General features: G+C 73.4%; 22 protein-coding genes. 11 read left to right on the top strand and 11 right to left on the bottom strand.

The genetic code is table 11. The features are described from left to right. Positions 1–137 precede the first annotated feature (137 nt). The 6 genes from O7600_RS03575 to O7600_RS03550 all read right to left on the bottom strand — a co-directional run bounded on the left by O7600_RS03575 (position 138) and on the right by O7600_RS03550 (position 7,093). The gene (locus O7600_RS03575) at positions 138–1,472 is read right to left on the bottom strand and encodes a glutamate mutase L (RefSeq protein ID WP_281592273.1); all 1,335 of its coding nucleotides are present in this window, start codon (positions 1,470–1,472) and stop codon (positions 138–140) included. Positions 1,473–1,764: 292 nt separating this feature from the next. Beyond that, a complete protein-coding gene (locus O7600_RS03570; RefSeq protein WP_281592272.1) occupies positions 1,765–2,163 on the bottom strand; it encodes a hotdog domain-containing protein in 399 nt (132 codons plus the stop codon). After that, entirely contained in the window at positions 2,160–2,912 is a 753-nt protein-coding gene (locus O7600_RS03565; protein WP_281592271.1) for an OAM dimerization domain-containing protein, read from the bottom strand. The genes O7600_RS03570 and O7600_RS03565 overlap by 4 nt, the downstream gene beginning before the upstream one ends. Beyond that, entirely contained in the window at positions 2,909–4,471 is a 1,563-nt protein-coding gene (locus O7600_RS03560; RefSeq protein WP_281592270.1) for a lysine 5,6-aminomutase subunit alpha, read from the bottom strand. The genes O7600_RS03565 and O7600_RS03560 overlap by 4 nt, the downstream gene beginning before the upstream one ends. Further along, positions 4,468–6,039 (bottom strand): amidohydrolase family protein, encoded by a 1,572-nt coding sequence (locus O7600_RS03555; RefSeq protein ID WP_281592269.1) that lies wholly within the window; start codon positions 6,037–6,039, stop codon positions 4,468–4,470. Before O7600_RS03555 ends, O7600_RS03560 begins: the two co-directional genes overlap by 4 nt. A gap of 4 nt (positions 6,040–6,043) precedes the next feature. Further along, positions 6,044–7,093: a zinc-binding alcohol dehydrogenase gene (locus O7600_RS03550; RefSeq protein ID WP_281594061.1), complete on the bottom strand. Its 1,050-nt coding sequence runs from the start codon at positions 7,091–7,093 to the stop codon at positions 6,044–6,046. A 156-nt stretch (positions 7,094–7,249) separates the two neighbouring features. On the opposite strand from O7600_RS03550, the gene O7600_RS03545 reads away from it, so the two are divergent. Beyond that, on the top strand, positions 7,250–8,656 hold the full coding sequence (locus tag O7600_RS03545; protein WP_281592268.1) for a lysine 2,3-aminomutase: 1,407 nt from the start codon (positions 7,250–7,252) through the stop codon (positions 8,654–8,656). A 60-nt stretch (positions 8,657–8,716) separates the two neighbouring features. On the opposite strand, the gene O7600_RS03540 is transcribed toward O7600_RS03545, so the two are convergent. Beyond that, a complete protein-coding gene (locus O7600_RS03540; RefSeq protein WP_281592267.1) occupies positions 8,717–8,911 on the bottom strand; it encodes a CsbD family protein in 195 nt (64 codons plus the stop codon). A gap of 156 nt (positions 8,912–9,067) precedes the next feature. Between O7600_RS03540 and O7600_RS03535 the strand changes: the two genes are divergently transcribed. Next, positions 9,068–9,682 carry a histidine phosphatase family protein gene (locus O7600_RS03535; RefSeq protein ID WP_281592266.1) on the top strand — a complete coding sequence of 205 codons (615 nt, stop codon included), beginning with the start codon at positions 9,068–9,070 and terminating at the stop codon, positions 9,680–9,682. On the opposite strand, the gene O7600_RS03530 is transcribed toward O7600_RS03535, so the two are convergent. The 4 genes from O7600_RS03530 to O7600_RS03515 are packed head-to-tail and all read right to left on the bottom strand — an operon-like array spanning position 9,612 to position 12,651. Then, complete coding sequence (locus O7600_RS03530) at positions 9,612–10,118, bottom strand: Lrp/AsnC family transcriptional regulator (RefSeq protein WP_281592265.1); 507 nt, start codon at positions 10,116–10,118, stop codon at positions 9,612–9,614. The genes O7600_RS03535 and O7600_RS03530 overlap by 71 nt on opposite strands. Before the next feature lie 59 nt (positions 10,119–10,177). Continuing rightward, entirely contained in the window at positions 10,178–10,393 is a 216-nt protein-coding gene (locus tag O7600_RS03525; RefSeq protein WP_091574488.1) for a DUF433 domain-containing protein, read from the bottom strand. Between the two features lie 9 nt (positions 10,394–10,402). Then, positions 10,403–11,545: an acyl-CoA dehydrogenase family protein gene (locus O7600_RS03520; protein ID WP_281592264.1), complete on the bottom strand. Its 1,143-nt coding sequence runs from the start codon at positions 11,543–11,545 to the stop codon at positions 10,403–10,405. Further along, on the bottom strand, positions 11,542–12,651 hold the full coding sequence (locus O7600_RS03515) for a Xaa-Pro peptidase family protein (protein ID WP_281592263.1): 1,110 nt from the start codon (positions 12,649–12,651) through the stop codon (positions 11,542–11,544). Before O7600_RS03515 ends, O7600_RS03520 begins: the two co-directional genes overlap by 4 nt. 219 nt (positions 12,652–12,870) lie before the next feature. On the opposite strand from O7600_RS03515, the gene O7600_RS03510 reads away from it, so the two are divergent. From O7600_RS03510 to O7600_RS03470, 9 genes are all read left to right on the top strand, one after another. After that, on the top strand, positions 12,871–13,341 hold the full coding sequence (locus tag O7600_RS03510) for a hypothetical protein (RefSeq protein WP_281594060.1): 471 nt from the start codon (positions 12,871–12,873) through the stop codon (positions 13,339–13,341). Then, positions 13,341–14,738 (top strand): hypothetical protein, encoded by a 1,398-nt coding sequence (locus tag O7600_RS03505; protein ID WP_281592262.1) that lies wholly within the window; start codon positions 13,341–13,343, stop codon positions 14,736–14,738. Before O7600_RS03510 ends, O7600_RS03505 begins: the two co-directional genes overlap by 1 nt. Continuing rightward, a complete protein-coding gene (locus O7600_RS03500) occupies positions 14,735–16,057 on the top strand; it encodes a VWA domain-containing protein (protein ID WP_281592261.1) in 1,323 nt (440 codons plus the stop codon). The genes O7600_RS03505 and O7600_RS03500 overlap by 4 nt, the downstream gene beginning before the upstream one ends. 13 nt (positions 16,058–16,070) lie before the next feature. Then, a complete protein-coding gene (locus O7600_RS03495; RefSeq protein ID WP_281592260.1) occupies positions 16,071–17,186 on the top strand; it encodes an AAA family ATPase in 1,116 nt (371 codons plus the stop codon). Next, positions 17,183–20,002, top strand: a complete 2,820-nt coding sequence (locus O7600_RS03490) for a DUF5682 family protein (protein WP_281592259.1) — start codon at positions 17,183–17,185, stop codon at positions 20,000–20,002. Before O7600_RS03495 ends, O7600_RS03490 begins: the two co-directional genes overlap by 4 nt. 110 nt (positions 20,003–20,112) lie before the next feature. After that, a complete protein-coding gene (locus O7600_RS03485) occupies positions 20,113–20,493 on the top strand; it encodes a YccF domain-containing protein (RefSeq protein WP_174528943.1) in 381 nt (126 codons plus the stop codon). A 641-nt stretch (positions 20,494–21,134) separates the two neighbouring features. Next, positions 21,135–21,857: an FkbM family methyltransferase gene (locus O7600_RS03480; RefSeq protein ID WP_281594059.1), complete on the top strand. Its 723-nt coding sequence runs from the start codon at positions 21,135–21,137 to the stop codon at positions 21,855–21,857. A 231-nt stretch (positions 21,858–22,088) separates the two neighbouring features. Next, positions 22,089–23,090 (top strand): LacI family DNA-binding transcriptional regulator, encoded by a 1,002-nt coding sequence (locus tag O7600_RS03475; protein WP_281592258.1) that lies wholly within the window; start codon positions 22,089–22,091, stop codon positions 23,088–23,090. A 121-nt stretch (positions 23,091–23,211) separates the two neighbouring features. Continuing rightward, positions 23,212–24,891, top strand: coding sequence for an ABC transporter substrate-binding protein (locus O7600_RS03470; RefSeq protein WP_281592257.1), 1,680 nt, complete (start codon positions 23,212–23,214; stop codon positions 24,889–24,891). Positions 24,892–24,974 lie beyond the last annotated feature (83 nt).

Raw genomic sequence — 24,974 nt, 5'->3', positions numbered from 1 at the left:
GCGAACAACAGCCGCTTCCCGTAGTAGGACTCAAAGACGGTACGGCGTAGACCCCCGCCGCTGTCAACCCACCCCGGCCTGTCGTGTGTTGCGCCACGGCGTGTCGCGTCGGCGCGTCTCGATGCGTGGACGGACGGTCAGCCGACGAGGTGGCGGCGCAGCACCGCCGCCGCCGCACCCGGATGCTCGTCGGCGAGCAGCCCGGCGGCGGCCAGCACGTAGTCGACGTCGACGACCGGCCGGGCGGCGCGCGGCAACGGCCACCCACCGGCGTGGTCGGTGAGCACCGCGTCGAGCACCGCCGCCGCGTGACCCGGCCGCGCGTGGCGCAGCACCCCGCCGGAGCCGACGAGCAGCCGCACCTCCCGCAGGTCCCGGCCGGCGCGTTCCCCGGTGGCCGCGCCCCGGGCGTGCCGCCGCAACGCCACCGTCGCCGCGAGGGTCGCGATGCGCCGGTCCGCGGCCCGGTCGGCGTCACCGGCGGCCAGGAACCCCGGGTCGGCGGCCCGCACCGCCGCCGCCGCGGCCAACGGCCCCTCCTCCCCCGGTTCGAGCAGCCGCTCCTCGGCGGCGGCCCGCACCACACCCGGCGCGCTCCACCGCATGCCCAGGTCCCCCTCGACGGTGCGGGCCCGCCACAGCGTCCCGGCGACCTCCTGACCGGGGCCGCTGTCCCGCTCGTCGGGGGTGAGCACCGAGTACACGTCGGTGGTCGCCCCGCCGACGTCCACCACGGCCAGGTCACCGCCGAGGGTGTCGGCGAGGACCTCCACCCCGGTCAGCACCGCGTCGGGCGTCGCCGCGCGGACCAGCCGCGCGAACCGGGCGCCCCGCGACAGCCGCTTGCCGCCGATGACGTGCCGCAGGAACACCTCGCGGATCGCCGCCCGGGCCGGCGCGGGCGCCAGCACCCCGATGCGAGGCAGCACGTTGTCCGCGACGGTCACCGGCACGCCCGCCGCCACCAGCACGGCGGACAGGTCGTCGCGGACGTCGACGTTGCCGGCCAGCACCACCGGCACCCGCCAGCGCGCCCGCGCCAGCCGGGTCGCGTTGTGGGTGAGCGTGTCGGCGTCACCGCCGTCGGTGCCACCCACCAGCAGCACCACGTCCGGGCGGGCCGCCCGCAACGCCGACACCTCGGCCGCGCCGAGCCGGCCCGCGGCCACGTGCACCACGTTCGCCCCCGCCGACAGACCCACCCGCCGGCCCGCCTGCGCCGTGACGAGGGGCTCGTAGCCGATCACCGCCAGGCGCAGCCCCCCACCGGCCGACGAGCACACATACCACGGCACGTCGCCCACACCCGCCGACGCGGTGGCCGCGCCGACCGCGGCGTCCAGGCCGTGCAGCACGTCCGTGCCGACCGTGGTCGGCGCGGACGCCGCGCCGACCAGCCGACCGCCGTCGAGGTCGACCACCGCCGCCTTCGTGTACGTCGACCCGACGTCGGCGCACACCGCCACGTTCACGCGCGGCCGCCCGTCGCTCGCGGGGCTCGCAGGACCGGCTCGCTCCTCGCGCTCACGGGGCTGGTCTTCGTTCGCGACTGCGGGGCTCGCAGGACCGGCTCGCTCCTCGCGCTCACGGGGCTGGTCTTCGTTCGCGACTGCGGGGCTCGCAGGACCGGCTCGCTCCTCGCGCTCACGGGGCTGGTCTTCGTTCGCGACTGCGGGGCTCGCAGGACCGGCTCGCTCCTCGCGCTCACGGGGCTGGTCTTCGTTCGCGACTGCGGGGCTCGCAGGACCGGCTCGCTCCTCGCGCTCACGGGGCCGGCGGCACGACCACGGTGCCCGTGGCGGTGACCGCGACGATCGGAGGGTCCAGCACCTCGGCCGCCGACTCGCCCCGGTCCGGGCGGCCCCGGCACACCACCGCGCAGCTCAGCTCCAGCGTCCGGCTGCGCGAGCCCACCCGGGCGACCCGCGCCGTCACCTCCACCACGTCACCGGCCCGGATCGGCGCGGTGAACCGCACATCCGAATAGCCGGCGAACAGCCCCTCGTCGCCGTCGGTGCGGATGCACACCTCCGTGGCCACGTCACCGAACAACCCCAACGCGTACGCCCCGTCGACCAGGTTTCCCGCGTAGTGCGCGTGGGCGTACGGCACATACCGGCGGTGGGTGACGGTCAACCCCAGCCGGGGATCCTGCTCGCTCAACTGCTCGCCTTCCTGGAGGTGATCAACGCGTGGACGAGGTAGCTGGCGACCTCGCCCGGGGTGGTGCCGCGACCGAAGATCCGGTCGACGCCCAGCTCGCCGGTCATCGTCTCGTCGAATCGGGGCCCGCCGACGATCAGCAGGGGCCGCTTGCCGGCCGGCATGGCCTCCCGGAACGCCGCCGACATCTCCCGCGTGTTGTGCAGGTGCGCGTCGCGCTGCGTCACCACCTGCGACACCAGCACCGCGTCGGCCTTCTCCTGCCGGGCCGCCTCCACCAACTCCGGCACGCTGACCTGCGCGCCCATGTTGGTGACCTTCAACTCCCGGTAGTACTCCAGGCCTTTCTCCCCCGCGATGCCCTTGACGTTCAGGATCGCGTCGATGCCCACGGTGTGCGCGTCCGTGCCGATGCAGGCTCCCACCACCGACAGCTTGCGCCGCATCCGCTGCTTCACCACCGTGTTGACCTCCTTGGCCGACAGCAGCGGGAAGTCCCGTTCCACCACCTGCACCTGGTCCAGGTCCACCAGGTGGTTCACCCGCCCGTAGACCACGAAGAAGGTGAACCCGTCACCGATGGGCTTGGCGTGCACCAGCATCGCCGGGTCCATGCCCATCCGGTTGGCCAACTGCACCGCGGCGCCCTCGGCCCGCTTGTCGTGCGGCACCGGCAACGTGAACGACACCTGCACCATGCCGTCACCGGTGGTGTCCCCGTACGGCCGAACGATCTTCTTCTCGCTCACGACGGCTGCTGCTCCAGGATCTCCGTGGCCGGGTTGAAGTAGTCGGCCTCGTGCCTCGCGACCCCGTCGAGGCCCTTGCCACGGTCCGCGGGCCGCTTCATGATCCCGAACGTGCCCTCGGCGATCGCCGTCAACAGCGACTGCTCACCGATGCGCTCCAGCAGGTCCACCGCCTCACCGAGCACCCGGTGCGCCCGCTGCTGGATGAACCCGCCCGGCGCCGGCACGAAGTCCTCGTGCAACCCGCCCGCCGCGCCCAGCACGTACCGCACGTTCTGCAACGCGATGTCCCGGTCCGACAACCACGGCGTCACCACCGCCTCGGTCATCATCCCCACCAGCAGGATGCCCTGCCCGGTCATGGTCCCGACCAGGTTGAAGAACCCGTCCAGCAGGTTGCCCCGGAACACGTCCCCGGTCATGTGCTTCGTCGGCGGCATCCACTTCAACGGCGCGTCCGGGAACAACTCCCGTGCCAGCAACGCGTGCGCCAACTCCAACCGGAACGACTCCGGCACCTCCGGGTTGATCTCGAACGCGTGCCCCAACCCCAGCAACCCGTCGGACAACCCCGCCTCGTGCGCGAAGAACTCGTTGAGCAACTGCGACACCGTCACCGTGTGCGCCTCGTCCACCGCGTCCGCGGTGGTCAGGTAGTTGTCCTCACCGGTGTTGATGATGATCCCCGCCCGCGCGTGCACCTGACGGGAGAACCGCTGGTCCACGAACGTGCGGATCGGGTTGATGTCACGGAACAGAATCCCGTACATCGAGTCGTTGAGCATCATGTCCAGCCGCTCCAGGCCGGCCAACGTCGCCATCTCCGGCATGCACAGCCCCGACGCGTAGTTCGTCAGCCGCACATACCGGCCCAACTCCCGCGACGACTCGTCCAACGCCGCCCGCATCAACCGGAAGTTCTCCTGCGTCGCGTACGTGCCCGCGAACCCCTCCCGGGTCGCCCCCTCCGGCACGTAGTCCAGCAACGACTGCCCCGTCGACCGGATCACCGCGATCACGTCCGCGCCGGCCCGCGCCGCCGCCTGCGCCTGCGGAATGTCCTCGTAGATGTCACCGGTCGCCACGATCAGATAGATCCACGGCCGCTGCTTCGGATCCCCGTGCCGCTTCACCAGGCGGTCCCGCTCGGCGCGCCGCCGGTCGATCTGCCGCACCCCCGCCGCCACCGCCCGACGCGCGGCCCGCCGAGCCGCCGTCGCCGCCTTCGCCGTCGGCTGCGCGAACCGCACCGACCCCGCCGCGGCCTTCTGCGCCAGCAACGTCACGTCCGTGACGCCCTCCCGCGCCATCGCGTCGAACACCGGCACCGCCACCCCGTGGCCCAGCCCCACGTCGGCCACCACCGCGTCCACCAGACGGTTCACCCACGGGATGCCGTCCGGGTCCGCGCCGGTCACCCCGGCCAACCGCAGCACCGCCCGCTCCACCGACACCGTGGTGTGGCTGCGCGCCAGATCCACCACCGGCTGCCCGGCCCGACGCGCCAACTCCCGCGCCCGCGCCACCAACGCCGGATCCAGCCCAAGCTTCCCTGTCACGAACTGCCTTCCTGATAGATCACGTCACCGCGCAACACCGTGGCCCGGCACACCGGCAGCGGCGTCGGATCCGCCGGACCCCGCTGCTCCGGGTCCTCCGCCTGCAACACCGGCAGACCCCGCTCCACCCCCGCCGGGGTGTCCCACACCGCGAACGTCGCCGGCGCCCCCAACGCCAACACACCCTCGTTGTCCAGGTGCACCGCCCGCCAACCACCCCGCGAGTGCGCCGCGAACGCCGCCCGCACACTCATCCGCTGCCCCGGGTTGTGATGCGCCGCCGCCGCCCGCACCGACCCCCACGGATCCAGCGGCGTCACCGGCGAGTCCGACCCGAACGCCAACGCCACCCCGACCCCGTGCATCGCACCCATCGGATTCGACTCCAACGACCGGGCCAGACCCAACCGCGACTCGTACATCCGACCCGCGCCACCCCACAACCGGTCGAACGCCGGCTGCATCGACGCCACGATCCCGTACTCCACGAACCCGGCGATCAACCGCTTGCTCATGATCTCCGCGTGCTCCACCCGGTGCCGCGCCGCCCGCACCCGATCCGTGCCCAACGTCCGCGCCGCCGCCGCGAACCCCTCCAGCACCGTGCCGATCGCCGCGTCCCCGATCGCGTGGAACCCGCCCTGCATCCCGTGCGCCGCGCAGTCCACCAGATGATCACGCACCTGCTCCGCCGTCACGTACCCGTGCCCGCACGCCCCCGGCTCACCGTCCAGGTACGCCGCCGACACATGCGCCGTCCGCGACCCCAACGCCCCGTCCGCGTACAGGTCCCCGCCCGCGCCCACCGCACCCAGGTCCCGGGCCTTCGCCGCACCCAGCAGCTCACCCCAGTACCCGTACACCTCCGGCACCCCGTCCCCGGACACCGCCAGCAGACCCGTGAAGTCCGACTCGTCCGACGTCCCCGGACCACCGCACTCGTGCACCGCCGCGATCCCCAACGACGCCGCGTGCCGCAACGCCGCACGCTGCGCCACCACCCGCTGCGCCGCCGACACCGACCCCAGCGCCGCCTCCCGCACCACATGGTGCGCGTCCCGCCGCAACCAGCCCGACGCGTCGTACCCGGGCGCCGCCACCACATCCGGACACGCCGCCAGCAACGCCGCCGACACCAACGCCGAATGGATCGACGCCTGCGACAGGTACACCCGCCGCCCCCCGGCCGCCCGGTCCAACGCCGCCGCGTCCGGCACCACCGGCGCCGCCCACGTCGACTCGTCCCAACCGTGCCCCAGCACCACCGCGTCGCCCGGCAACCCCGCCGCGAACGCCGCCACCGCCTCCAGCAGCTCACCGGCCGACCGCACCGCCGACAGATCCAACCCCGACAGGGCCAGACCCGTGTCCGTCGCGTGCACGTGCGCGTCCACGAACGCCGGCGTCACCAGCGCCCCGCCCAGCTCCACCACCCGGTCGGCCACCGGCGCGTCCGCGTCCGCACCCAACCAGGCGATCCGCCCGTCCCGCACCAGCAGCGCCGTCGCGCTCGGCTCGGCCGGACAGTGCAGCACTCCACCGCGATACAGCGTCGAGGGGTTCGTCATGGCCTCAGTCTGCCGCCAGCCGCGCCTCGAACAGCCCGCGCACCCCCGGCTCGGCACGCAACAACTCCAACGCCAGCTCCGCGTGCCCCGGCACGTACCCGTTGCCCACCAGCATCGTCACGTCCGCCGCCAGGCCCTCCGCGCCCAAAGCCGCCGCCGCGAAACTCGTCGCCATCGAGAAAAAGATCACCGTACCGCCGTCCGCCGTGGCCAGCACCGCGCCGTGCTCACACCCCGGCACGTCCACGCACACCACCGTCACGTCCGCCGGCACACCCAACGCCGTCGTCACCGCCGTCGACAGACCCACCGGATCCCGGGCGTCCGCCACCGCCACCACGTCGGCCACCCCGGCCGCCGTCAGCGCGTCCCGCTCCGCCGCCACCGGCACCACCCCGACCGTACGGCCGGCGCCCGCCCGCCGCGCCGCGGCCAGCGACAACGACCCGCTCTTGCCGGCCCCGCCGATCACCGCCACCGACACCGGACGCGGATCACCCTCCCGCGCCCGCCGCGCCACCTGCTCGGCCACCACCCGCGACGTCAACGCCGGCGCCCCACACACGTCCAGCACCGCCAGGGACAACTCCGGGTGCAGGTCCGCCGGCAGCACCGCCGCGATCGACCGCGCGAACAGGATCGCGTACCCGTCGCACGGCACCTGCTCGCTGCGCCCGTCCCACCGGGCCAGGCCGTCGGAGATCGTCAACGGCGTCAGCGTCAACGACACCAACGTCGCCACCCGGTCCCCCGGCCGCAACCCCAGCGGCGAGCGGCGACCCGCCTCCTCCACCGTGCCGATCAGCATGCCGCCCGACCCGGTCACCGGGTTCTGCATCTTCCCCCGGGTCGAGATGATCTCCAGCACCTCGGCGCGGACCTTCTCCCCGTCCCCGCCGTGCTTCTCCGCCAACTGCCGGAAACTCGCCGCGTCCAGGTTCAGCCGCTCGACCCGGATCCGCACCTCGTTCGCCGCGATCCGGGGGTCGGCGTCCAGCCGCCAGGCCGCCTGCGGCAGCACCCCCGCCGGTTCCACGACTCGGTGCAGACCCACCGGTGACGTCACGCCGACCCCCTATGTTCAGCCGCCCGAACCCCCGGTCAGGGCTCGCGTCGCGGGAAAACTTCCGGCAGACTAATTTCTTTACCGCAGATTTTCCAGTAGCGTTCGCACCCGCTGATCAACCGCACCGCACGACGAGGAGGGGCCGTGACCCAGACCCAACCGGTGGAGACCATCCCGACGTCCCGCCCCGCGCCCGTCGCCGTCCCCACCGCCGGACAGCCCTACGAATACCGGCGCGCACCCCTGGTCGAACCCGACTGGACCCGCTTCCCCGGCTGGCGCCACGTCACCCGCGACCAGTGGGAGAGCGCCCAGTGGCAGCGCGTCAACTGCGTCAAGAACATCAAGCAGCTGCGCACCGTCCTCGGCGACCTCGTCGACGAGACCTTCTACGCCGACCTGGAGGCCGACCAGAAGGCCCTGGCCACCATGTCCATGCTGGTGCCCCCGCAGATGCTCAACACCATGGTGCCGTTCGCGCCCATGAGCACCGAGGCGCTGCTCGCCGACCCGGTCCGCCGCTACATGATCCCGGTCGCCTCCGACCGGCGCACCGACTGGCCCTCACACCCCTACGCCAGCCGCGACAGCCTCCACGAACACGACATGTGGGTCGCCGAGGGACTCACCCACCGCTACCCCACCAAGGTCCTCGCCGAGCTGCTCTCCACCTGCCCGCAGTACTGCGGCCACTGCACCCGCATGGACCTCGTCGGCAACTCCACCCCCGCCGTCGACAAGCTCAAGCTCACCCTCAAACCGGTCGACCGCTACGACGCGCACATCACCTACCTCAAGGCCCACCCCGGCGTCCGGGACGTGGTCGTCTCCGGCGGCGACGTCGCCAACGTGCCGTGGCGCAACCTCGAGTCCTACCTGATGCGCCTGCTGGAGATCGAGACCATCCGCGACATCCGGCTGGCCACCAAGGCGCTCATGGGCCTGCCGCAGCACTGGCTCCAGCCCGACGTGGTCGAGGGCCTGGAACGGGTCGCCCGCACCGCCGCCCGCCGCGGCGTCAACCTGGCCATCCACACCCACGTCAACCACGCCCAGTCGCTGACCCCGCTGGTCGCCAAGGCCGCGCAGACCGCGCTCGACGTCGGCGTCCGCGACGTGCGCAACCAGGGCGTGCTCATGCGTGGCGTCAACGCCACCAGCGAAGACCTGCTCGACCTGTGCTTCGCGCTGCAGGGCGAGGCGGGCATCCTGCCGTACTACTTCTACATGTGCGACATGATCCCCAACGCCGAGCACTGGCGGGTCCCGGTCTGGCACGCCCAGCAGCTCCAGCACGACATCATGGGCTACCTGCCCGGTTACGCCACCCCGCGGATCGTCTGTGACGTGCCGTTCGTCGGCAAGCGCTGGGTGCACATGCTCACCGACTACGACCGTGAGCGCGGCATCTCCTACTGGACCAAGAACTACCGCACCTCGATCGAGTCCGCCGACCTGGAGGCGCTCAACAAGCGCTATGCGTACTACGACCCGATCGACACCCTGCCCGAGGCGGGTCAGTCGTGGTGGCACGCCCACCGCGACGACTGACCGTCGCACGCACACCGTCGCCCCCGCCGGCTCAGCCGGCGGGGGCGACGTGCGTCCGGGTCACTTCTCGAACGCGTCCTTGACGTCGCGGCCGGCCTGCTTGACGTCCTGCCCGGCCTGACGCGCCCGCGCGGTGCTCTGCTCACTGGCGCCCTCGGCCCGCAACCGCTCGTTGTCGGTGACGTCGCCGATGCGCTCCTTGGCCATGCCGCTCATCTCCTGGGCCTTCATCTTCGCCTTGTCGGTGAAGCTCATGTCGCCCTCCTCGTCAGCGTGCGGCTTGCCCTTGTCGCGTCCCCGGTGCCGGGCTCGACAAACGCCGTTGACCGGTGCACATCCCCTAAGGCGTCCTAGGACAATAGGTCAGAACGGTTGCCGGTGCCGGCCCGGCGGGCGTGGTTGACTGGGCGGGTGAACGAGATGCTGCTGATCCGGCACGGCGAGACCACGTGGAGCGCCAGCCACCGGCACACCTCGTACACCGACCTGGAGCTGACCCCCGACGGTGAGCGGCAGGCCCGCGCGCTCGCTCCCCTGCTCGCCGGCCGGCGCTTCGTCCGGGTGCTGTCCAGCCCCCGGCAGCGCGCCACCCGCACCGCCCACCTGGCCGGGCTGACCGTCGACGCCACCGACCCCGACCTGGCCGAGTGGAACTACGGCGAGTACGAGGGCCGCACCAGCGACGCCATCGGGGAGGAACGGCCGGGCTGGAGCATCTGGACCGACGGCGGCGGCCCCGGCGGCGAGTCACCGGCCGAGGTGGGCGCGCGACTCGACCGGGTGCTCGCCCGGGTCGCCCCGCTGCTGGAACGGGGCAGCGTCGCACTGGTCGGGCACGGGCACAGCCTGCGGGTGCTCGGGGCGCGGTGGATCGGCTTGCCCCCGTCGGGCGGCGGACTGCTGCGGCTCGACACGGCCACGCTCAGCGTGCTCGGCCACGAGCACGGCCGGCGGGTCATCCGGCGCTGGAACCTGCCGGCTCCGTCGCCGACCGGGACCGACCCCGACCGGGCAGCTCGGCACTGATCCGCGGCGGGCGGTTCTCGTACGGCGTGGACAGCACCACGGTGGTGCGGGTGGTGACGTTGGCCGAGGTGCGGATCTCCTGCAGCAGCCGTTCCAGGTCGGCCGGGCCGGCCACGCGCACCAGCAGGAGATAGAAGTCCTCCCCCGCGACCGAGTAGCAGGAATCGATCTCGGGCAGGTGGGCCAGCCGCTCCGGCGCGTCGTCGGGCTGCGACGGGTCGAACGGCCGAATCGCCACGAACGCGGTCAGCGGCAGGTCGAGCGCCTCGAACGACACCCGTGCGGCGTACCCCTTGACCACGCCACGCTGCTCCAGCCGGCGGACCCGCTGGTGCACGGCGGACACCGACAGGCCCACCCGCTCGGCCAGGTCCGTGTACGACAGCCGACCGTCCCCGGTCAGCGCGGCGACGATGGCGCGGTCGATCTCCTCCACGCGGCGCAGCCTAGCCGCAAAAGCGCTCCCACGCCGCACCCGGCCCGCCGGGGTGACGCTCAGCGCGCCGTCCGGTCGCGCACCGCGTCGGCGGCGTAGTTGAGCACCTCCGCCATGTCCTCCTCGTCCAGGAACGGCAGATCGGTGAGGATGTCGGTGACGGACATGCCCTCGGCCATCATGGCCAGCAGGGTGGCCACGGGGACGCGCGACTGCCGCACGCAGGGCGCACCCCCCATGACGTCGGGGTCAACGGTGATCCGGGGGAAGGTCACCGCGACAGGTTAGCCCTTGGCCAGGGCGCGGGAGATGACCAGGCGCTGGATCTGGTTGGTGCCCTCGACGATCTGGAGCACCTTCGCCTCGCGCATGTAGCGCTCCACCGGGTGGTCGGCGACGTAGCCGGCGCCGCCGAGCACCTGCACCGCGTCGGTGGTCACCCGCATCGCCACGTCGGTGGCGAACAGCTTCGCCTTCGCCGCCTCGATCGAGTACGGCCGGCCGGCGTCGCGCAGCCGCGCGGCCGCGAGCGTGAGCGCCCGGGCGGCGGAGATCTGGGTGGCGGCGTCGGCCAGACCGAACCCGAGCCCCTGGAAGTCGATGATCGCCCGGCCGAACTGGCGGCGCTCCCGGGCGTACCCGACCGCGTAGTCCAGGGCCGCCTGCGCCAGCCCCACCGCACAGGCGGCGATGCCGAGGCGACCGGAGTCCAGCGCGGACATGGCGATGGTGAAGCCGGCGCCCTCGCCACCGACCAGCCGCTCGGCGGGCACCCGCGCGTCGTCGAAGGCGATCTGCGCCACCGGGGAGGCGTGCAGGCCCATGGTGCGCTCGGCGGCCTGCGGGTGGATGCCCGGCGTGCCCCGGTCGGCCAGCAGGCAGGAGATGCCCTTCGGGCCGGGCCCGCCGGTGCGGCAGAAGATGTTGTAGAAGTCCGCCACCCGGGCGTGCGTGATCCACGCCTTGGTGCCGGTCACCACGTACGCGTCGCCGTCGCGGACCGCCCGGGTGGTCAGCGCCGCCGCGTCCGAGCCACCCTGCGGCTCGGACAGGCAGTAGGCCCCCAGCAGCTCCCCGCCGATCATGTCGGGCAGCAGCTTGCGCTGCTCGTCGCTGCCGAACTGCGCCACCGGGTAGCAGGACAGCGTGTGCACGCTGACCGCCTCGGCCACGGCCAGCCACCGGCTGGCGAGGATCTCCAGCACCTGCAGGTAGACCTCGTAGGGCTGGGCGGCGCCGCCGTGCTCCTCCGCGTACGGCAGGCCGAGCAGGCCGGCGCGGCCCAGGGTGCGCAGCACCTCGCGGGGGAACTCGGCGCGCTCCTCGAAACCGGCGGCCCTCGGGGCCAGCTCCCGGTCGGCGAGCTCGGTGGCGAGGTCCAGCAGGTCGTGGGCCTCGTCGGTGGGCAGGATCCGGTCGACGTTCATAGCGCGATGAGCTCCGTGGGGGTGGTGTTGAGCCGTTGCCCGCCGTCCGTCGTGCAGACGACGATGTCCTCGATCCGGGCGCCGTACCGCCCGGCGAGGTAGATCCCGGGTTCGACCGAGAAGGCCATGCCGGCCTCCAGCGGGCGCGGGTTGCCGGTCACCACGTACGGGTCCTCGTGGGTGTCGAGGCCGATGCCGTGCCCGGTGCGGTGCAGGAAGGCGTCGCCGAAACCGGCGGCGGTGATCATGTCACGGGCGACCGCGTCGAGGTCCTCGGCGGTCACCCCGGGGCGCACGGCGGCCACGGCGGCGTGCTGCGCCTCCCGCAGCACCGCGTAGAGGTCGGCGAACCCGGCCGGCGCGGGACCGCCGGCGACGTAGGTGCGGGTGCAGTCGGAGCGGTAGCCCGAGGGCATGGTGCCGCCGATGTCGACCACCACCGGCTCACCCGCGCCGATCGGCCGGTCGGAGGTGCCGTGGTGCGGGCTGGCACCGTGCGGGCCGGCGGCCACGATGACGAAGTCCACAGCGGCGTGCCCGGCCGCGCGGATCGCGGCGGCGACGTCGGCGGCGACCTCCCGCTCGGTACGGCCCGGGCGCAGCCACTGCCCCATCCGCCGGTGCACGGCGTCGATCGCCGCGCCCGCCTCGGCCAGCGCCGCCACCTCGGCCGGCGACTTGCGGATCCGCAGCTCGCGCAGCACCTCGGAGGCGAGCCGCTGGGTCGCGTCGGGCAGCGCGGCGCGCAGGGCGAGCACCTGCTGCGCCCACATCCGGTCGGCGATCCCGACGGCGCGTACCGGGCCGGGCAGGGCGGCGCGGACCAGCGGCCACGGGTCGTCGCCGTCGGCGTGGTCGACGATGCGGAAGCCGGCCCCGGGGGCGGCCTCGGCGTCGGGGCGTTCCAGCACCGGCACCACGAGCGTGGGCTCCCCCTCGGCGGGCAGCACCAGGCAGGTGAGGCGCTCGCTCTCGCGGGCGTCGTAGCCGGTCAGCCAGCGCAGGTCGGAGCCGGGGGTGAGCAGCAGCGCGTCCAGGCCCGCCGCGGCGGTGGCGCGCCGGGCCGCGGACAGTCGCCCGGCCGGGTACAGCTCCTCGGTTCCCACAGCCGAAGCTTAACGGTCGTTCGGGCGACGGCGGGAGTCCGGCCGGCGCTCCGTCGCGCCCGGCGTCGTCCTGTCGTACCGGTGGGCCATGATCCTTGTCGTCACAGCGGCACGGGTCACGGGCCGGCGACGGCGGTCCGGCGTGCCCGGAGCCGGTCGCCGGCGGGGAGGTCGGAAACGATGACGGAGGCGACGGACGCCTCGTGGCGGCACCGCAGCGTGCTGCGGGTGGCGCCACCGGCGCGGGCGCGCAAGCTGGCCAAGGTGCCCTTCGTGGAGCTGGCCGACGGCCGGCTGCAGGGGGTGGTGTCCAGCGGTTCCGACGTGGAGCGGGTCTACGTCTCCTCGGTCGCCGCCGGCAGCCACGCGGTCAACTGCAGCACCAACAACAACCGGCCCTGCGGCGGGCTGCGCGGCAGCCTGCTCTGCAAGCACCTGCACGCGCTGGCCGACGAGGCCGTGCTGCAGTACGGGATCGAGCAGGTGGCCCGCTACCTGCGCGTCGACGTCGGCGACGGCGTCGACAGCGGCACCGACCTGCTGGCCCGCACCGACGCGCGGCACGAGCCCGGCCCGGCGGCGGTGGTGTTCAGCCGCTTCCTGCGCCACCTGGCCTACCTGGAGGTCCCGCCGAGCACCACGGCGGTGCCGGAGCTGCACTGGTTCCCGGCCACGGCGGGGGTGCGCTGATGCTCGCCGCCCACCTCGCCCGGCTCACCGACGGGCCGGTCCCCGGGCTGGCCGAGACGCTCGCCGTGGTCGACGGCGTCGACGACGCGCTGACCCGCGGCCTGGCCCGGGTGAGCGAGCCGGACGCCGCCGCCTGGGCCGCGTTGGCCGGCGCGGTCGCCGGCACCCCGCTGGCCGACCGCACCGCCGACGCGGTCCGCGCGGCGACCACCGGCGCGCCGACCGAGGCGCACCTGGCCGTCCTCGCCGGCGCCCGCGCGGCGTTGCTCGGCGCGGCGCACGACGCGCTGCTCGACCGGGTCGACGCGGCGCTCGGCCGCTCCCGGGCCCCCTGGGCCGCCGCGCCCGACCTCGCGCCGGATCCGCCGCCCGCCGTCGCCGGGGCGCGGGCCTGGCTGCACGAGCTGGCCCTCGCCGGCTGGCGCGGCGCCGACCACGACCTGGTCTCCGACGCCGCCGCGCCGGTGGAGGCCGCACTCGCCGTGCCGGGCCTGCGCCGGCTCGCGGTGCTGCTGGACGGCCTCGCCGCCGAACTGCGCGCCGGCCTGCCGGTGGCCGCCATGCCCCGGGTGCCGGCCCGCCGGTGGGCCGACCTGTGGTCCCGGGCCGTCCTGCTCGCCGCCGGGGGTGCCACCGAGGCCGCTGCCCCGGACACCGTCTCCGGCCGCCTGCTGCCGCTCGGCGTCGACGTGCACGAGCACGACACCGCGTTCCAGGCGCAGCTGCACGCCCTGCTCGAACCGGCCGGCGGCGGCGACGTCCGCCTGGTCCGGGTCACCGTGGCCGCGGCGAAGGTCGCCACCATCGTCGGGTCGGCCGGCTGGCGGCTGCTCGAGGCGTACCCGGTCCTGCTCAAGGCCCTGGCCGAGCGGCGGGCCGTGACCGTCACCGACCTGCCCGCCCACGGCGGCGACCTGCGCTGGGTCGACGAGCGGGCCGAACTCGCCGACCCGACCGACCCGTTCGCCGCCGCCCGGGTGCTGCTGGCCGGCGCCACCGCGGCCGCGACCCCGCCGCTGACCCGGCACCCGGCCGCGATCGCCGAACCGGTGCTGGTCGAGGGCTACACCGCCCGCGACGACGACGGCGGCCTGTTCTTCGACCTCGACGGCCGCGCGGTCCCGGTGGCCGTCGACCGGCTGCCGGCCGCCGGGCCGCTCACCCCGGCGTCGGTCGCCGCCTCCACCGCCTGCCTCGCGCTGCTGCGCTGGGACGACGGCCGTTGGCTGCTGCAACCCCTGGCGGTGCGGGCCACCGTGAAACGGCAGGCCGTCGAGGCGCACAACGGCGACTGGGCGTGCGGCGTCACCGACCCGAAGACGGCGAAGGCCGAGGCCAGGGCGGGCGACGCCGTGGCCGTGCTGCGCGAACGCGCGGGACGGTTGCTGCGCCGATGACCGACGACCGCGCCCACGCCAACCGCCGCCAGGTGCTCTACTGGCGGCTGCTCGCCCGCCTGTTCCACCCCGACGAGCAACCCGGCCTGGAGTCGGCGAGCGTCGCCGTGGTCGACGACCTCGGCCTGCCCGCCGCGCTGCTGGACCCCGCCGTCTCCGTCGACACCGTCGTGCAGCGCTTCCCGGCGCTCGCCGACGAGCTGCGCGGCCTGCTCACCGACGACGACACCCCGGGCACCGCCGGGCCGTTCCAGCCCGGCGAGACCGGGGTACGCCGCGCCGCGCTGGTGTCCAAGCTCCTGCTCAACGTGTTCGCCACCGGCTCCGGCGAGGTCAGCGCCGGACAGCTCGCCCGCTGGCAGGCCGACGCCGGCTGGTTCGAGCAGGCCTGCGGCGTCGACGCCGGCGAGCTGCGTCGCGGCGGCGCCGGCCTCGGGGCCACCCTCGCCGGCATCGAGGGCGACCTGGTCAGCCGGATGCGGCTGCGCGAGGTGCTCGCCGACCCGACGTTGGCCGCCCGGCTCACCCCGAGCATGTCGCTGATCGAGCAGCTGCTGCGCGACAAGTCGAACCTGTCGGGGGTGGCGCTGGCCAACGCCAAGTCGTTGATCCGCCGCTACGTCGACCAGGTCGCCGAGGTGCTGCGCACCCAGGTCGCGCAGGCCACCGTCGGCACGGTCGACCGGTCGGTGCCGCCCAAGCGGGTCTTCCGCAACCTCGACCTGGACCGCACGATCTGGCAGAACCTCACCAACTGGAGCCCGGACGACGAGCGCCTCTACGTCGACCGGCTCTACTACCGGCAGACCGCCCGGCGGACCACCCCGGCCCGGCTCGTCGTGGTGGTCGACCAGTCCGGCTCGATGGTCGATTCCATGGTCAACTGCACCATCCTCGCCTCCATCTTCGCCGGGCTGCCCAAGGTCGACGTGCACCTGATCGCGTACGACACCCGGGCGCTGGACCTCACCCCCTGGGTGCACGACCCGTTCGAGGTGCTGCTGCGCACCAACCTCGGCGGCGGCAACGACGGCCCGGTCGCCATGGCCCTGGCCCGCCCCAAGATCGTCGAGCCGCGCAACACCGTGCTGGTGTGGATCTCCGACTTCTACGAGTTCGACAGGTCGCAACCGCTGTTCGACGGCATCGAGGCGGTCCACCGCTCCGGGGTGAAGTTCATCCCGGTCGGCTCCGTCAACAGCTCCGGCCACCAGAGCGTCAACCCCTGGTTCCGGCAGCGCTTCAAGGACCTCGGCACCCCCGTCATCTCCGGCCACATCCGCAAGCTCGTCACCGAGCTGAAGAACTTCCTCACCTAGGAGAGCACCCCTGATGTCCGACATGCTCCGCGCCCCCGCCGAGGTCAAGTACGCCGACGAGCTGGCCTACCTGGAATCGGTCGACACCGGGCCGAAGCCGTTCTCCTGGCGGCTGAGCCCGCGCATGGTCCGCCTGTTCGTGCTCGGCTCCGAACGCGCCGACGGCCTCGACCGGGAGATCCCGCAGAAGTGGTTCGGCGACCGCAGCTTCGTCGAACGCAGCATCGTCACCCTCGCCTCCGACCGTGGCCTGCTGCTCGTCGGCGACCCCGGCACCGGCAAGAGCTGGCTCGCCGAGCTGCTCTCCGCCGCCATCTGCCGCAACTCCACGCTGGTCGTGCAGGGCACCGCCGGCACCACCGAGGACCACATCAAATACTCCTGGAACGTGTCCATGGTCATCGCCCGCGGCCAGTCCCGCGAGTCGATGATCCCCTCGCCGATCATGACGGCGATGGAGCAGGGCGTGATCGGCCGCTTCGAGGAGCTGACCCGCTCCACCAGCGACGTCCAGGACGCCCTCATCTCGATCCTGTCCGAGAAGTACGTCTCCATCCCCGAGCTGGACCACGACAACATCGTCTTCGCCAAGCCCGGCTTCTCGATCATCGCCACCGCCAACAGCCGCGACCGGGGCGTCAACGACCTCTCCTCCGCCCTCAAGCGCCGGTTCAACTTCGTCCGCATCCCGGTCGTCACCAACAAGCGCAGCGAGGCCGAGATCGTCCGCTTCCGCACCGAGGAACTGCTGCGCCGGCACCGCATCGAGCTGGACGTACCGCCCACGCTGCTCGACATCCTGCTGCAGAGCTTCGCCGACCTGCGCGCCGCCGCGACCGCCGCGAGCAGCGAGGACGAGAAGCTGGAGTCGGCGCTGTCCACCGCCGAGCAGATCGGCGTGCTCGAGGACGCCATCCTGCACAGCCAGTTCTTCGGCGACCGCACCCTGCGCGCCCAGACCCTCGCCGGGTCGCTGATGGGCTCGCTGGCCCGCCGCAGCCCGGAGGACCTGGCCATCCTCAACAAATACCTGCACGGCGTGGTCGAACCCCGGGCCAAGGCCGACGACGGCGGCGACTGGGCCGGTTTCCTCGACGGCGGCCGCCAGGCCATCGCCTCGCTGTCGTGACCGCGCCCGCCCCGACCGGCCTGTTCGGCGCGCTGCGCGAGCAGCTCACCGACGCGGCCGCCGCCTTCGCCGACTCCCCCGACGCGCTCGCCGGCATCCTCGCCGGCATGGTCGACGACGTCGACCGGGCGCTGCGCGAGCGGCTGGAGATCTTCCCGGTCTGCCACCACTCCCCCGCCTCCGCCCTCGCCATGGCCCGCCGCCTGCGCGCCCGCCCGCCGAAGGTGATCTACCTGGAGCTCTGCGAGGACCTGCGCCCTCTCCTCGACGAGCTGCGCAACTGCCGCCTGCCGGTGGCGGTGCAGGCGTTCGCCACCGAACTCGACGCCTTCCCCGCCGAGTGGAGCCCGCTGAGCGTCATCGCCCCGATCACCGAGGCCTCCGCGGAATACCAGGCCATCGCGTACGCGCTGGACACCCCCGGCGTGGAACTGGTGCTGGTCGACCGCTCCACCGACCACGTCTTCCAGTGGACCCCGCGCCCCGACGGCCCCGACGCGGCGGCGACGCCCGACGAGGACGCCGCGCTGCACGGCGACGCGGTCGGGGTGGAGGTCGGCGACCTGCGCCCCCGGTTCGCCGAACTGGAGGCCCACCTGCTGCACCACGGCAAGGTGCGGCACTGGTCGGAGTGGTGGGACCAGTACGTCGAACGACCGCTCGCCGACGCCGACCACGACACCTACCGGCAGGTGATGGTGCTCATCGGCAGCCTGTTCCGGCGGCTGCGCCCCACCGCGTCCGCCCGCGACGACCGCGACGAGGACCGCGAGCGGCACATGTGGACGCGGATGCGCCAGCACCTCGCCGCCACCGGCGCCGACCCGGCCGACTGTCTCTACGTCTGCGGCGCGTTCCACGCCGCGAGCCGCGTCGAACAGTTCGGGCTCGACTCCACCGCGCCCGACTTCGCGATCAGCCCCCGCACCGGCACCCGCTGGCGCTACGGGCTCATCCCGTCCAGCCACTCGGCGATCGAGGCGCAGTTCGGCCTCGCCCCGGGCACCGTTTCCATCGCCGCCGCGAACTGGACCACCGCGGTGGCCCGGACCCGGCTCACGCCGTACCGACTGGCCGGGCAGCAGACCGGGAAGAAGGGCCGGCGCGCCCGCACCGCCCCCGCCACCGCCGCGCCGGAGACGAGCACCGACCGGCTCACCGGCTTCCTCGCCGCCCCGCCCACCCTCGACGGGCTGGACGAGGCGGAGCTGCGCGGTTGGTGCGTCGACATCGTCCGGCTCGCCCGCCGCAACGGCTACCTCGCCAGCACCGCCGACGCGATCGCCGTGTTCGAGACGTCGATCCTGCTGGCCAACCTGCGCAACCGCGCCCGACCGACGCCCTACGACTTCGCCGACGCCGCGGTCACCTGCATCGAGAAGGACGTGGTGCCCGGCCGGCGCGACGTCCGCCGGCTCTGCGAGATCCTGCTCGGCGGCGACCGGATCGGCCAGGTCGGATACGACTCCCTCCCGCCCCTGGCCCGCGACGTCCTGGACCGGCTCCGCCCACTCGGCCTCGACCTGGAACGGCGCACCGTGCAGCGGGCCCTGCTCGACCTGCGCGCCGACCCGGCCCTGGAACCCTGCTCCGACCTGCTGTGGATGCTGCGACACCTGCTGCCCGCCGACGCCGTCCGCCCGATCATGGGCGAGCGCCGCCTCGGCCACCGCTCCACCCAGGAGAGCTGGGACCTCGCCCTCGGCCGCAACCAACGCGCCCTCATCGAGCTGGGCTACGAGGGCGTCACCGTCGAGCAGGTGCTGGAGCAACGGCTGCGGCGCGCGGTCCGTGGACCGGACGCCACCGCGGCCGGCGCGCTCGCCGCCGTCGAGGACGCGATCCGCCTGCTCGACAGCCCCCGCCTGGTCGACGAACTCGGCACCCGGGCGGTCGAACTGCTCGCCGCCGAACGCACCGTGGACGACGCGCCCGAGGTGCTGCGCCGCATCCGACGGTTGCTCGCCCACCACCGCACCACCGCGCCCGCGCTGCCGGCGTGGTGCCAGGCGTTCGTCACCACCGGATACGCCCACTACTGCACGCTGCTGCCCACCGCGTTCGTCGACGAGGCGACCGGCGTCCGGCAGGTCGGCGCGATGCTCGGCTTCCTGTTCGGCATGGAGAGCCTCGCCCTGTCGCTCGGGTGCGACCGGTCCCAGCTCGAACTGGCCGTCGCCCAGGCCCATCCGGAGACGCCGGCCAAGGTGGCGCTGCTCTGGGCCGCCCACCATCAGCTCGGCCTGCTGCCGCTGGCCCAGCTGCGTGAAGGCTGCGCCGAACTGCTGGCCAACCCGCTGGTCGTGCCGGCGTTCCCGCAGTACCTGTCGGGCTTCGTGCACGCGCTCGAACCGGTGCCCGGGCTGGCGCCGTTCGTCGTGGAGACCATGTCGGCCGCGTTCGCCGGCCTGCCCGACCCGGTGCTGCTGCCCTGGCTGCCCACCCTGATCACCACGCTGCGCGAGCACGGCGCCGAACTGGTGCCGCTGCTGGTCCGCGAGGCGGAACACACCTTCCCCGCCACGCTGCCCGCGTTGGACGCCTGGACACCGCCGTGGTCCGCCGGGCCCACGCCGACGGAGGCGCCGACGGAGGCGCCGACGGAGGCGCCGACGACAGTGGTCGGGGCCGGCGCGGTGCACGGCCTGCTGGGCGCCCATCCGGAGGTCGTGGACGCGGTGGCCGCGCTGCTCGGCTGCGACGCCCCCTGGCGCTCTCCCACCGGCGAGGCCTCGCCGGCCGACGCCGCGTCGGCGCTGGTCGCCGCGCATCCGGCCACCACGCACGCGGTGGCGGCGCTGGTGACGTCGGGCTGACCGCTGCGGCGCCGGTCCTCGCCCGTCGATCCGCCGGGTGCGGACCGGCGCCGCGCGGCCCGGTGCGGTCCGACCCGGAGCGGCTTGCGGGCCGCGGGCACCATGGGGTCGTGATCCGCTTCCTGCTGAACCTGCTGTGGCTCGTCTTCGGCGGCGGCCTCGTCCTGGCCCTGGGCTACGGCGTCGCCGCCCTGATCTGCTTCGCGCTCGTCGTCACCATCCCGTTCGGCGTCGCCTCGCTGCGGCTCGCCTCGTACTCGCTGTGGCCGTTCGGCCGCACCCTCGTGTCCAAGCCGGGCGCCGGTCTCCCCTCCGGCCTGGCCAACGTGCTCTGGGTGGTGCTGGCCGGCTGGTGGCTCGCCCTGTCGCACATCCTCGCCGGCGTCGCGCTCTGCGTGACCGTCATCGGCATCCCGTTCGGGGTGGCCAACTTCAAGCTGGTCCCGGCGGCGCTGTGGCCGCTCGGCCAGGAGGTCGTCGAGACGCCCTGACCCAGACCGCAGGCCGATCCCCTTCCCGCCGCCTGTCGAGCTGATATCGCGAACGACTCAGCCGACGGGCGGCGGCCGGTCCGCCCCTCGACACCTCCCGCGCCGGTCGCAGCCACGTCGGGGCGGCACAGGCGGGTACGCCCAGCAGTCGCCGCACGGTCCGGCGCCTGGCCCGCGTCCGGTCGCCCGCCCGGCCGGTCCGCGCGCAGGGGCGGGGCGAAGGGGCGTCAGGGCGAGCCCAGGAGCGCGGCAATGGGAGTGGTCCGACCCGCCGGGGCCGGGTCAGTGAGTCGTTCGCGATATCAGCTCGACAGGCGGTGTCCGGCGTACCGTCCCGCTCCCCCTCCCGTGGTCACCCACCGGGAGTCGGCACCGTGGTCGGCCGCAACATCGTCCGCGCACAAGAGGCTCCGGGGCGGAGACGGACGTGGTGAGGAGACGAGCCGGCCGGGCGAGGGGCGTCCAGGCCCGCAGGAGCTGCCGTTCGGGCCGACGTCACGGCCGACGCCGACACACCTCGTAGAGCGTCCTAGGAGGCTGGGGTGAGTCCGAAACGGGCTCGCGAGCCCGGCGAGGTGGTTACGGTCGGTGATGTGGGGGGTCGGGACGGGGTGGTCGAGGCGCTCAAGGCGGATCCGACGATGTCGGGCCTGCGCCAGTCGCTGGAGTTCTACCACGGCGACCCGGCCCGCGACGCGGCGCTGGACGCGTTCTACGCGCCCCTGGTCCGCGCCGGTGACCTGGTCTTCGACGTCGGCGCGCACGTCGGCGACCGGCTGGGCAGCTTCCGCCGGCTCGGCGCGCGGGTGGTGGCGGTGGAGCCGCAGCCGCTGTGCGCCCGTGCCCTGCGCGCCCTCCACGCCGACGATCCGGCGGTGACCGTGGTGCAGGCCGCGTGCGGCGCCGCCACCGGGCCGGTACGGCTGCACGTCAACTCCGCGAACCCGACGGTCTCCACCGCCTCCCCCGGCTTCGTCCGGGCCGCCGCCCAGGCCGCCGGGTGGCGGGACGAGACCTGGGACGACGAGATCGAGGTGGCCGGCACCACGCTGGACGCGCTGGTCGAGGCGTACGGGGTGCCGGCGTTCGTGAAGATCGACGTGGAGGGGTTCGAGGACGCGGTGCTGGCCGGCCTGAGCCGTCCGGTGCCGGCGCTGTCGTTCGAGTTCACGACCATCGCGCGGGACCTGGCCGCCGACTGCCTGGACCGGCTGACCGCGCTCGGTTTCACCCGGTTCACCGTGGCGCTCGGTGACGAGATGGCCTTCGACCTGCCCGGCTGGCGCCCGGCGGCCGAGGTGGCGGCACACCTGCGCGCGTTGCCGCACGACGCCAACTCCGGCGACGTGTACGCGCGAACCTGACGTCCATCCACAGAGGACGGATGGATCGAGCCCGAAGGCGCATCGACGCTGCTCATCGCCGTGATCGACACATCCGCTGCCCGGCGACTTTTTTCAGGTGTCGAACTTAGCCATGGTTTGTTACCTGGCTGTTATTGACGTGACCGGCGCCACTTCGGTTGACTGCCACGGAACCGCTTCCGCAACCGGTTCCGAAACACCCCGCTCATCCCTGCGACCCGGGAGCGTCACGTGCCGATCACCATCGCCGACGTCGCCACCCGCGCCGGGGTGAGCAAGACGACGGTCTCCCGGGTGCTCAACGGCAAGGGCGAGGTGCACATCCGCACCGCCGACCGGGTCCGGGCCGTGATCAGCGACCTCGGGTACGTGCCGAGCGCCCGGGCGGTCGGCCTGGCCCGCGGGCGTACCCGGGTGGTCGGCATGCTGGTGCCCGCGCTGACCTGGCCCTGGATGGGCGAGGTGCTCCAGGGCGCGGCCGAGGCGGTCGAGGCCGAGGGCTACGGGATGCTGCTGTTCACCTGCACCCGCGGTGACGAGTCGATGCGGCGCTTCGCCTCGCAGGTCTCCGCGAAGTCCTTCGACGGGCTGCTCGTGGTCGAGCCCGAGGGCACCCTGGACTACATCACCGAGCTGCACCGGCGCGGCCTGCCGGTCATCCTCATCGACGACCGCGGGCACCAGCCCGGCTTCCCGTCGGTGCGGACCACCAACGAGGACGGCGCGCGGGCCGCCGCCGCGCACCTGCTGTCGCTCGGACGCCGACGACCGCTGGTCATCACCGGCCTGCGCCGCTTCGGCTGCACCCGGGAACGGCTCGCCGGGTTCGCCGACGGCTACGCCGCCGCCGGCGTACCGATCGGGCCGGAACGGGTGGTGGAGGGCGACTTCACCTTCGAGTGCGGACGCGAGGCGGTGCGGCGGCTGCTCGCCCGGGGGGTGGCGTTCGACGCGGTCTTCGCCCACAACGACCTCTCCGCCGCCGGCGCGCTGCAGGCGCTGCGCGACGCCGGCCGGCGCGTCCCGCAGGACGTCGCGGTGGTCGGCTTCGACGACCTGCCGCTGGCCGGGCACACCCATCCCCCGCTCAGCTCGGTGCACCAGCCGCTGCGGGAGATGGGCGCCGCCGCCGCCCGGCTCCTCATCGCCCACCTCACCGGCACGCCGCTGCCGGACACCCCGACCGTCATCCCGACCGGCTTCGCCGCCCGCGCCTCCACCCGCGTCACCTGACCCCACCCCGCCGGACCCCGGCGACCACGCCGGCGGGCGCACGCCCGCCGGTGGCACCACCGCACACCCTCCATCCACCACATCCCGCCCGAGGAATGCGGGACCACCGAGGGAGACCTCCATGAGAAGACGGCAACTCCTCGCCGTCGCGCTGGCCGGCGCGATGGTCACCACCACGGTCGCCGCGTGCGGCGACAGCCCGAACGCGAACAAGAAGAGCGGCCAGGCCGCGACCGTGCTCAACGTCGGCATGCCCAACGGTCCGCAGGCCGAGAACAACAACCCGTTCCTCACCACCTCGGCCGCCGCGTCGCTGGGCTACCGCTGGCAGATCTACGAGCCGCTGATGATGTGGAACCCGGTCAAGCCGGCCGAGCCGTTCAAGCCCTGGCTGGCCACCAAGGCCGAGTGGTCGGCGGACTACAAGTCGGTCAAGGTGACCGTCCGCGACAACGCCACCTGGTCCGACGGGCAGAAGGTCACGGCCGAGGACGTCGCCTTCACCTACAACCTGGTCAAGAAGTTCCCGGCGCTCAACGACCAGGGCGTGCCGTACACGGACGCGACCGCGAGCGGCAACGAGGTCACCATCTCCATGTCCAGCCCGCAGTTCGTCAACCAACAGAAGGTGCTGTGGCGGGTGCCGATCGTGCCCAAGCACCTCTGGGAGAAGATCAGCGACCCGACCACCGACCCGGTGAAGCAGCCGGTCGGCAGCGGGCCGTACACGTTGAAGTCGTTCACCCCGGCGACGACGACGCTCACGGTGCGCGACAGCGGCTACTGGCAGGACGCGCCGAAGGTGAAGGAGCTGCGCTTCACCTCGTACACCGACAACAGCGCGCAGACCACGGCGCTGGCCAACGGCGAGTCGGAGTGGAGCTTCGTCTTCATCCCCAACTACCAGGCCGTGTTCGTGGCCAAGGACCAGAAGAACCACAAGGTGTGGGCGCCGCCGGTGCTCGGCATCCACGGCCTCTACCTGAACACCACGAAGAAGCCGTTCGACGACCCGACGCTGCGCAAGGCGATGAACATGGTCGTCGACCGCGCGGACATCTTCACCACCGCCGAGGCCGCGTACTTCCACCCCGAGGTGAAGAGCGTGACCGGCCTGCCCAGCCCGGCCGGCGACTCCTTCATCGCGGCGGAGTACAAGGGCCAGGAGCACAAGGTCGACGTCGAGGGCGCCAAGGCGCTGCTCACCGGCGCCGGCTACAAGCTCGACGGCACCACGCTGAAGGACAAGAGCGGCAAGCCGGTCACGATCAAGCTGACCGACCCGGCCGGTTGGTCCGACTACCAGACCAGCCTGGAGATCGTGAAGGACAACCTGTCCAAGATCGGCATCGCGGCGACCATCGACAAGGCCAACCAGGACGCCTGGTTCCGCAACGTCGAGCAGGGCAACTTCGAGGCCACGTTCCGGTGGACCGAGAGCGGCGCGACGCCGTACGACATCTACCGGACGATCATGGACGGCCGGGTGCTCAAGCCGATCGGCACCGCCTCGCCGGCCGGCAACTTCGGCCGGTTCCAGAGCAAGGAGGCCACCGACGCGCTGGTCTCGTACGCCAACGCGACCGACGACGCCACCCGCACCGCCGCCCTGGCCACGCTCCAGAAGATCTTCGTGGAGCAGGTGCCGATGATCCCGGTCGGCGCGGACAACATCGGCGGCGCGTACAGCACGAAGAACTGGACCGGCTGGCCGGACGACGCGAACCCGTACGGCGCGCTCCAGCCCACCCAGCCCAACGCGCTGGACGTGGTGCTGCACCTCAAGCCGGCCGCCGGCTGACCCGGCGCCGCCTCCCCGGCCGGGACGACCGGCCGGGGAGGCGGGCCCGCCCCCGACCCGGCAACCCCAGACAGGAATGCGGC

Origin of the sequence: Micromonospora sp. WMMA1998 (genome assembly GCF_027497375.1) — a bacterium.
Taxonomy (GTDB): domain Bacteria; phylum Actinomycetota; class Actinomycetes; order Mycobacteriales; family Micromonosporaceae; genus Micromonospora; species Micromonospora sediminicola.
The sequence above is the reverse complement of the archived record's forward strand: the minus strand, read 5'-3'. Positions and strand labels throughout refer to the sequence as shown.

Excerpts from the sequence above, each read along its gene's own strand:
- O7600_RS03540 (WP_281592267.1), bottom strand. The coding sequence starts at position 8,911 with ATGAGCTTCACCGACAAGGCGAAGATGAAGGCCCAGGAGATGAGCGGC.
- O7600_RS03520 (WP_281592264.1), bottom strand. The coding sequence starts at position 11,545 with ATGAACGTCGACCGGATCCTGCCCACCGACGAGGCCCACGACCTGCTG.
- O7600_RS03505 (WP_281592262.1), top strand. The coding sequence starts at position 13,341 with ATGCTCGCCGCCCACCTCGCCCGGCTCACCGACGGGCCGGTCCCCGGG.
- O7600_RS03495 (WP_281592260.1), top strand. The coding sequence starts at position 16,071 with ATGTCCGACATGCTCCGCGCCCCCGCCGAGGTCAAGTACGCCGACGAG.
- O7600_RS03480 (WP_281594059.1), top strand. The coding sequence starts at position 21,135 with ATGTCGGGCCTGCGCCAGTCGCTGGAGTTCTACCACGGCGACCCGGCC.
- O7600_RS03500 (WP_281592261.1), top strand. The coding sequence starts at position 14,735 with ATGACCGACGACCGCGCCCACGCCAACCGCCGCCAGGTGCTCTACTGG.
- O7600_RS03555 (WP_281592269.1), bottom strand. The coding sequence starts at position 6,039 with ATGACGAACCCCTCGACGCTGTATCGCGGTGGAGTGCTGCACTGTCCG.
- O7600_RS03470 (WP_281592257.1), top strand. The coding sequence starts at position 23,212 with ATGAGAAGACGGCAACTCCTCGCCGTCGCGCTGGCCGGCGCGATGGTC.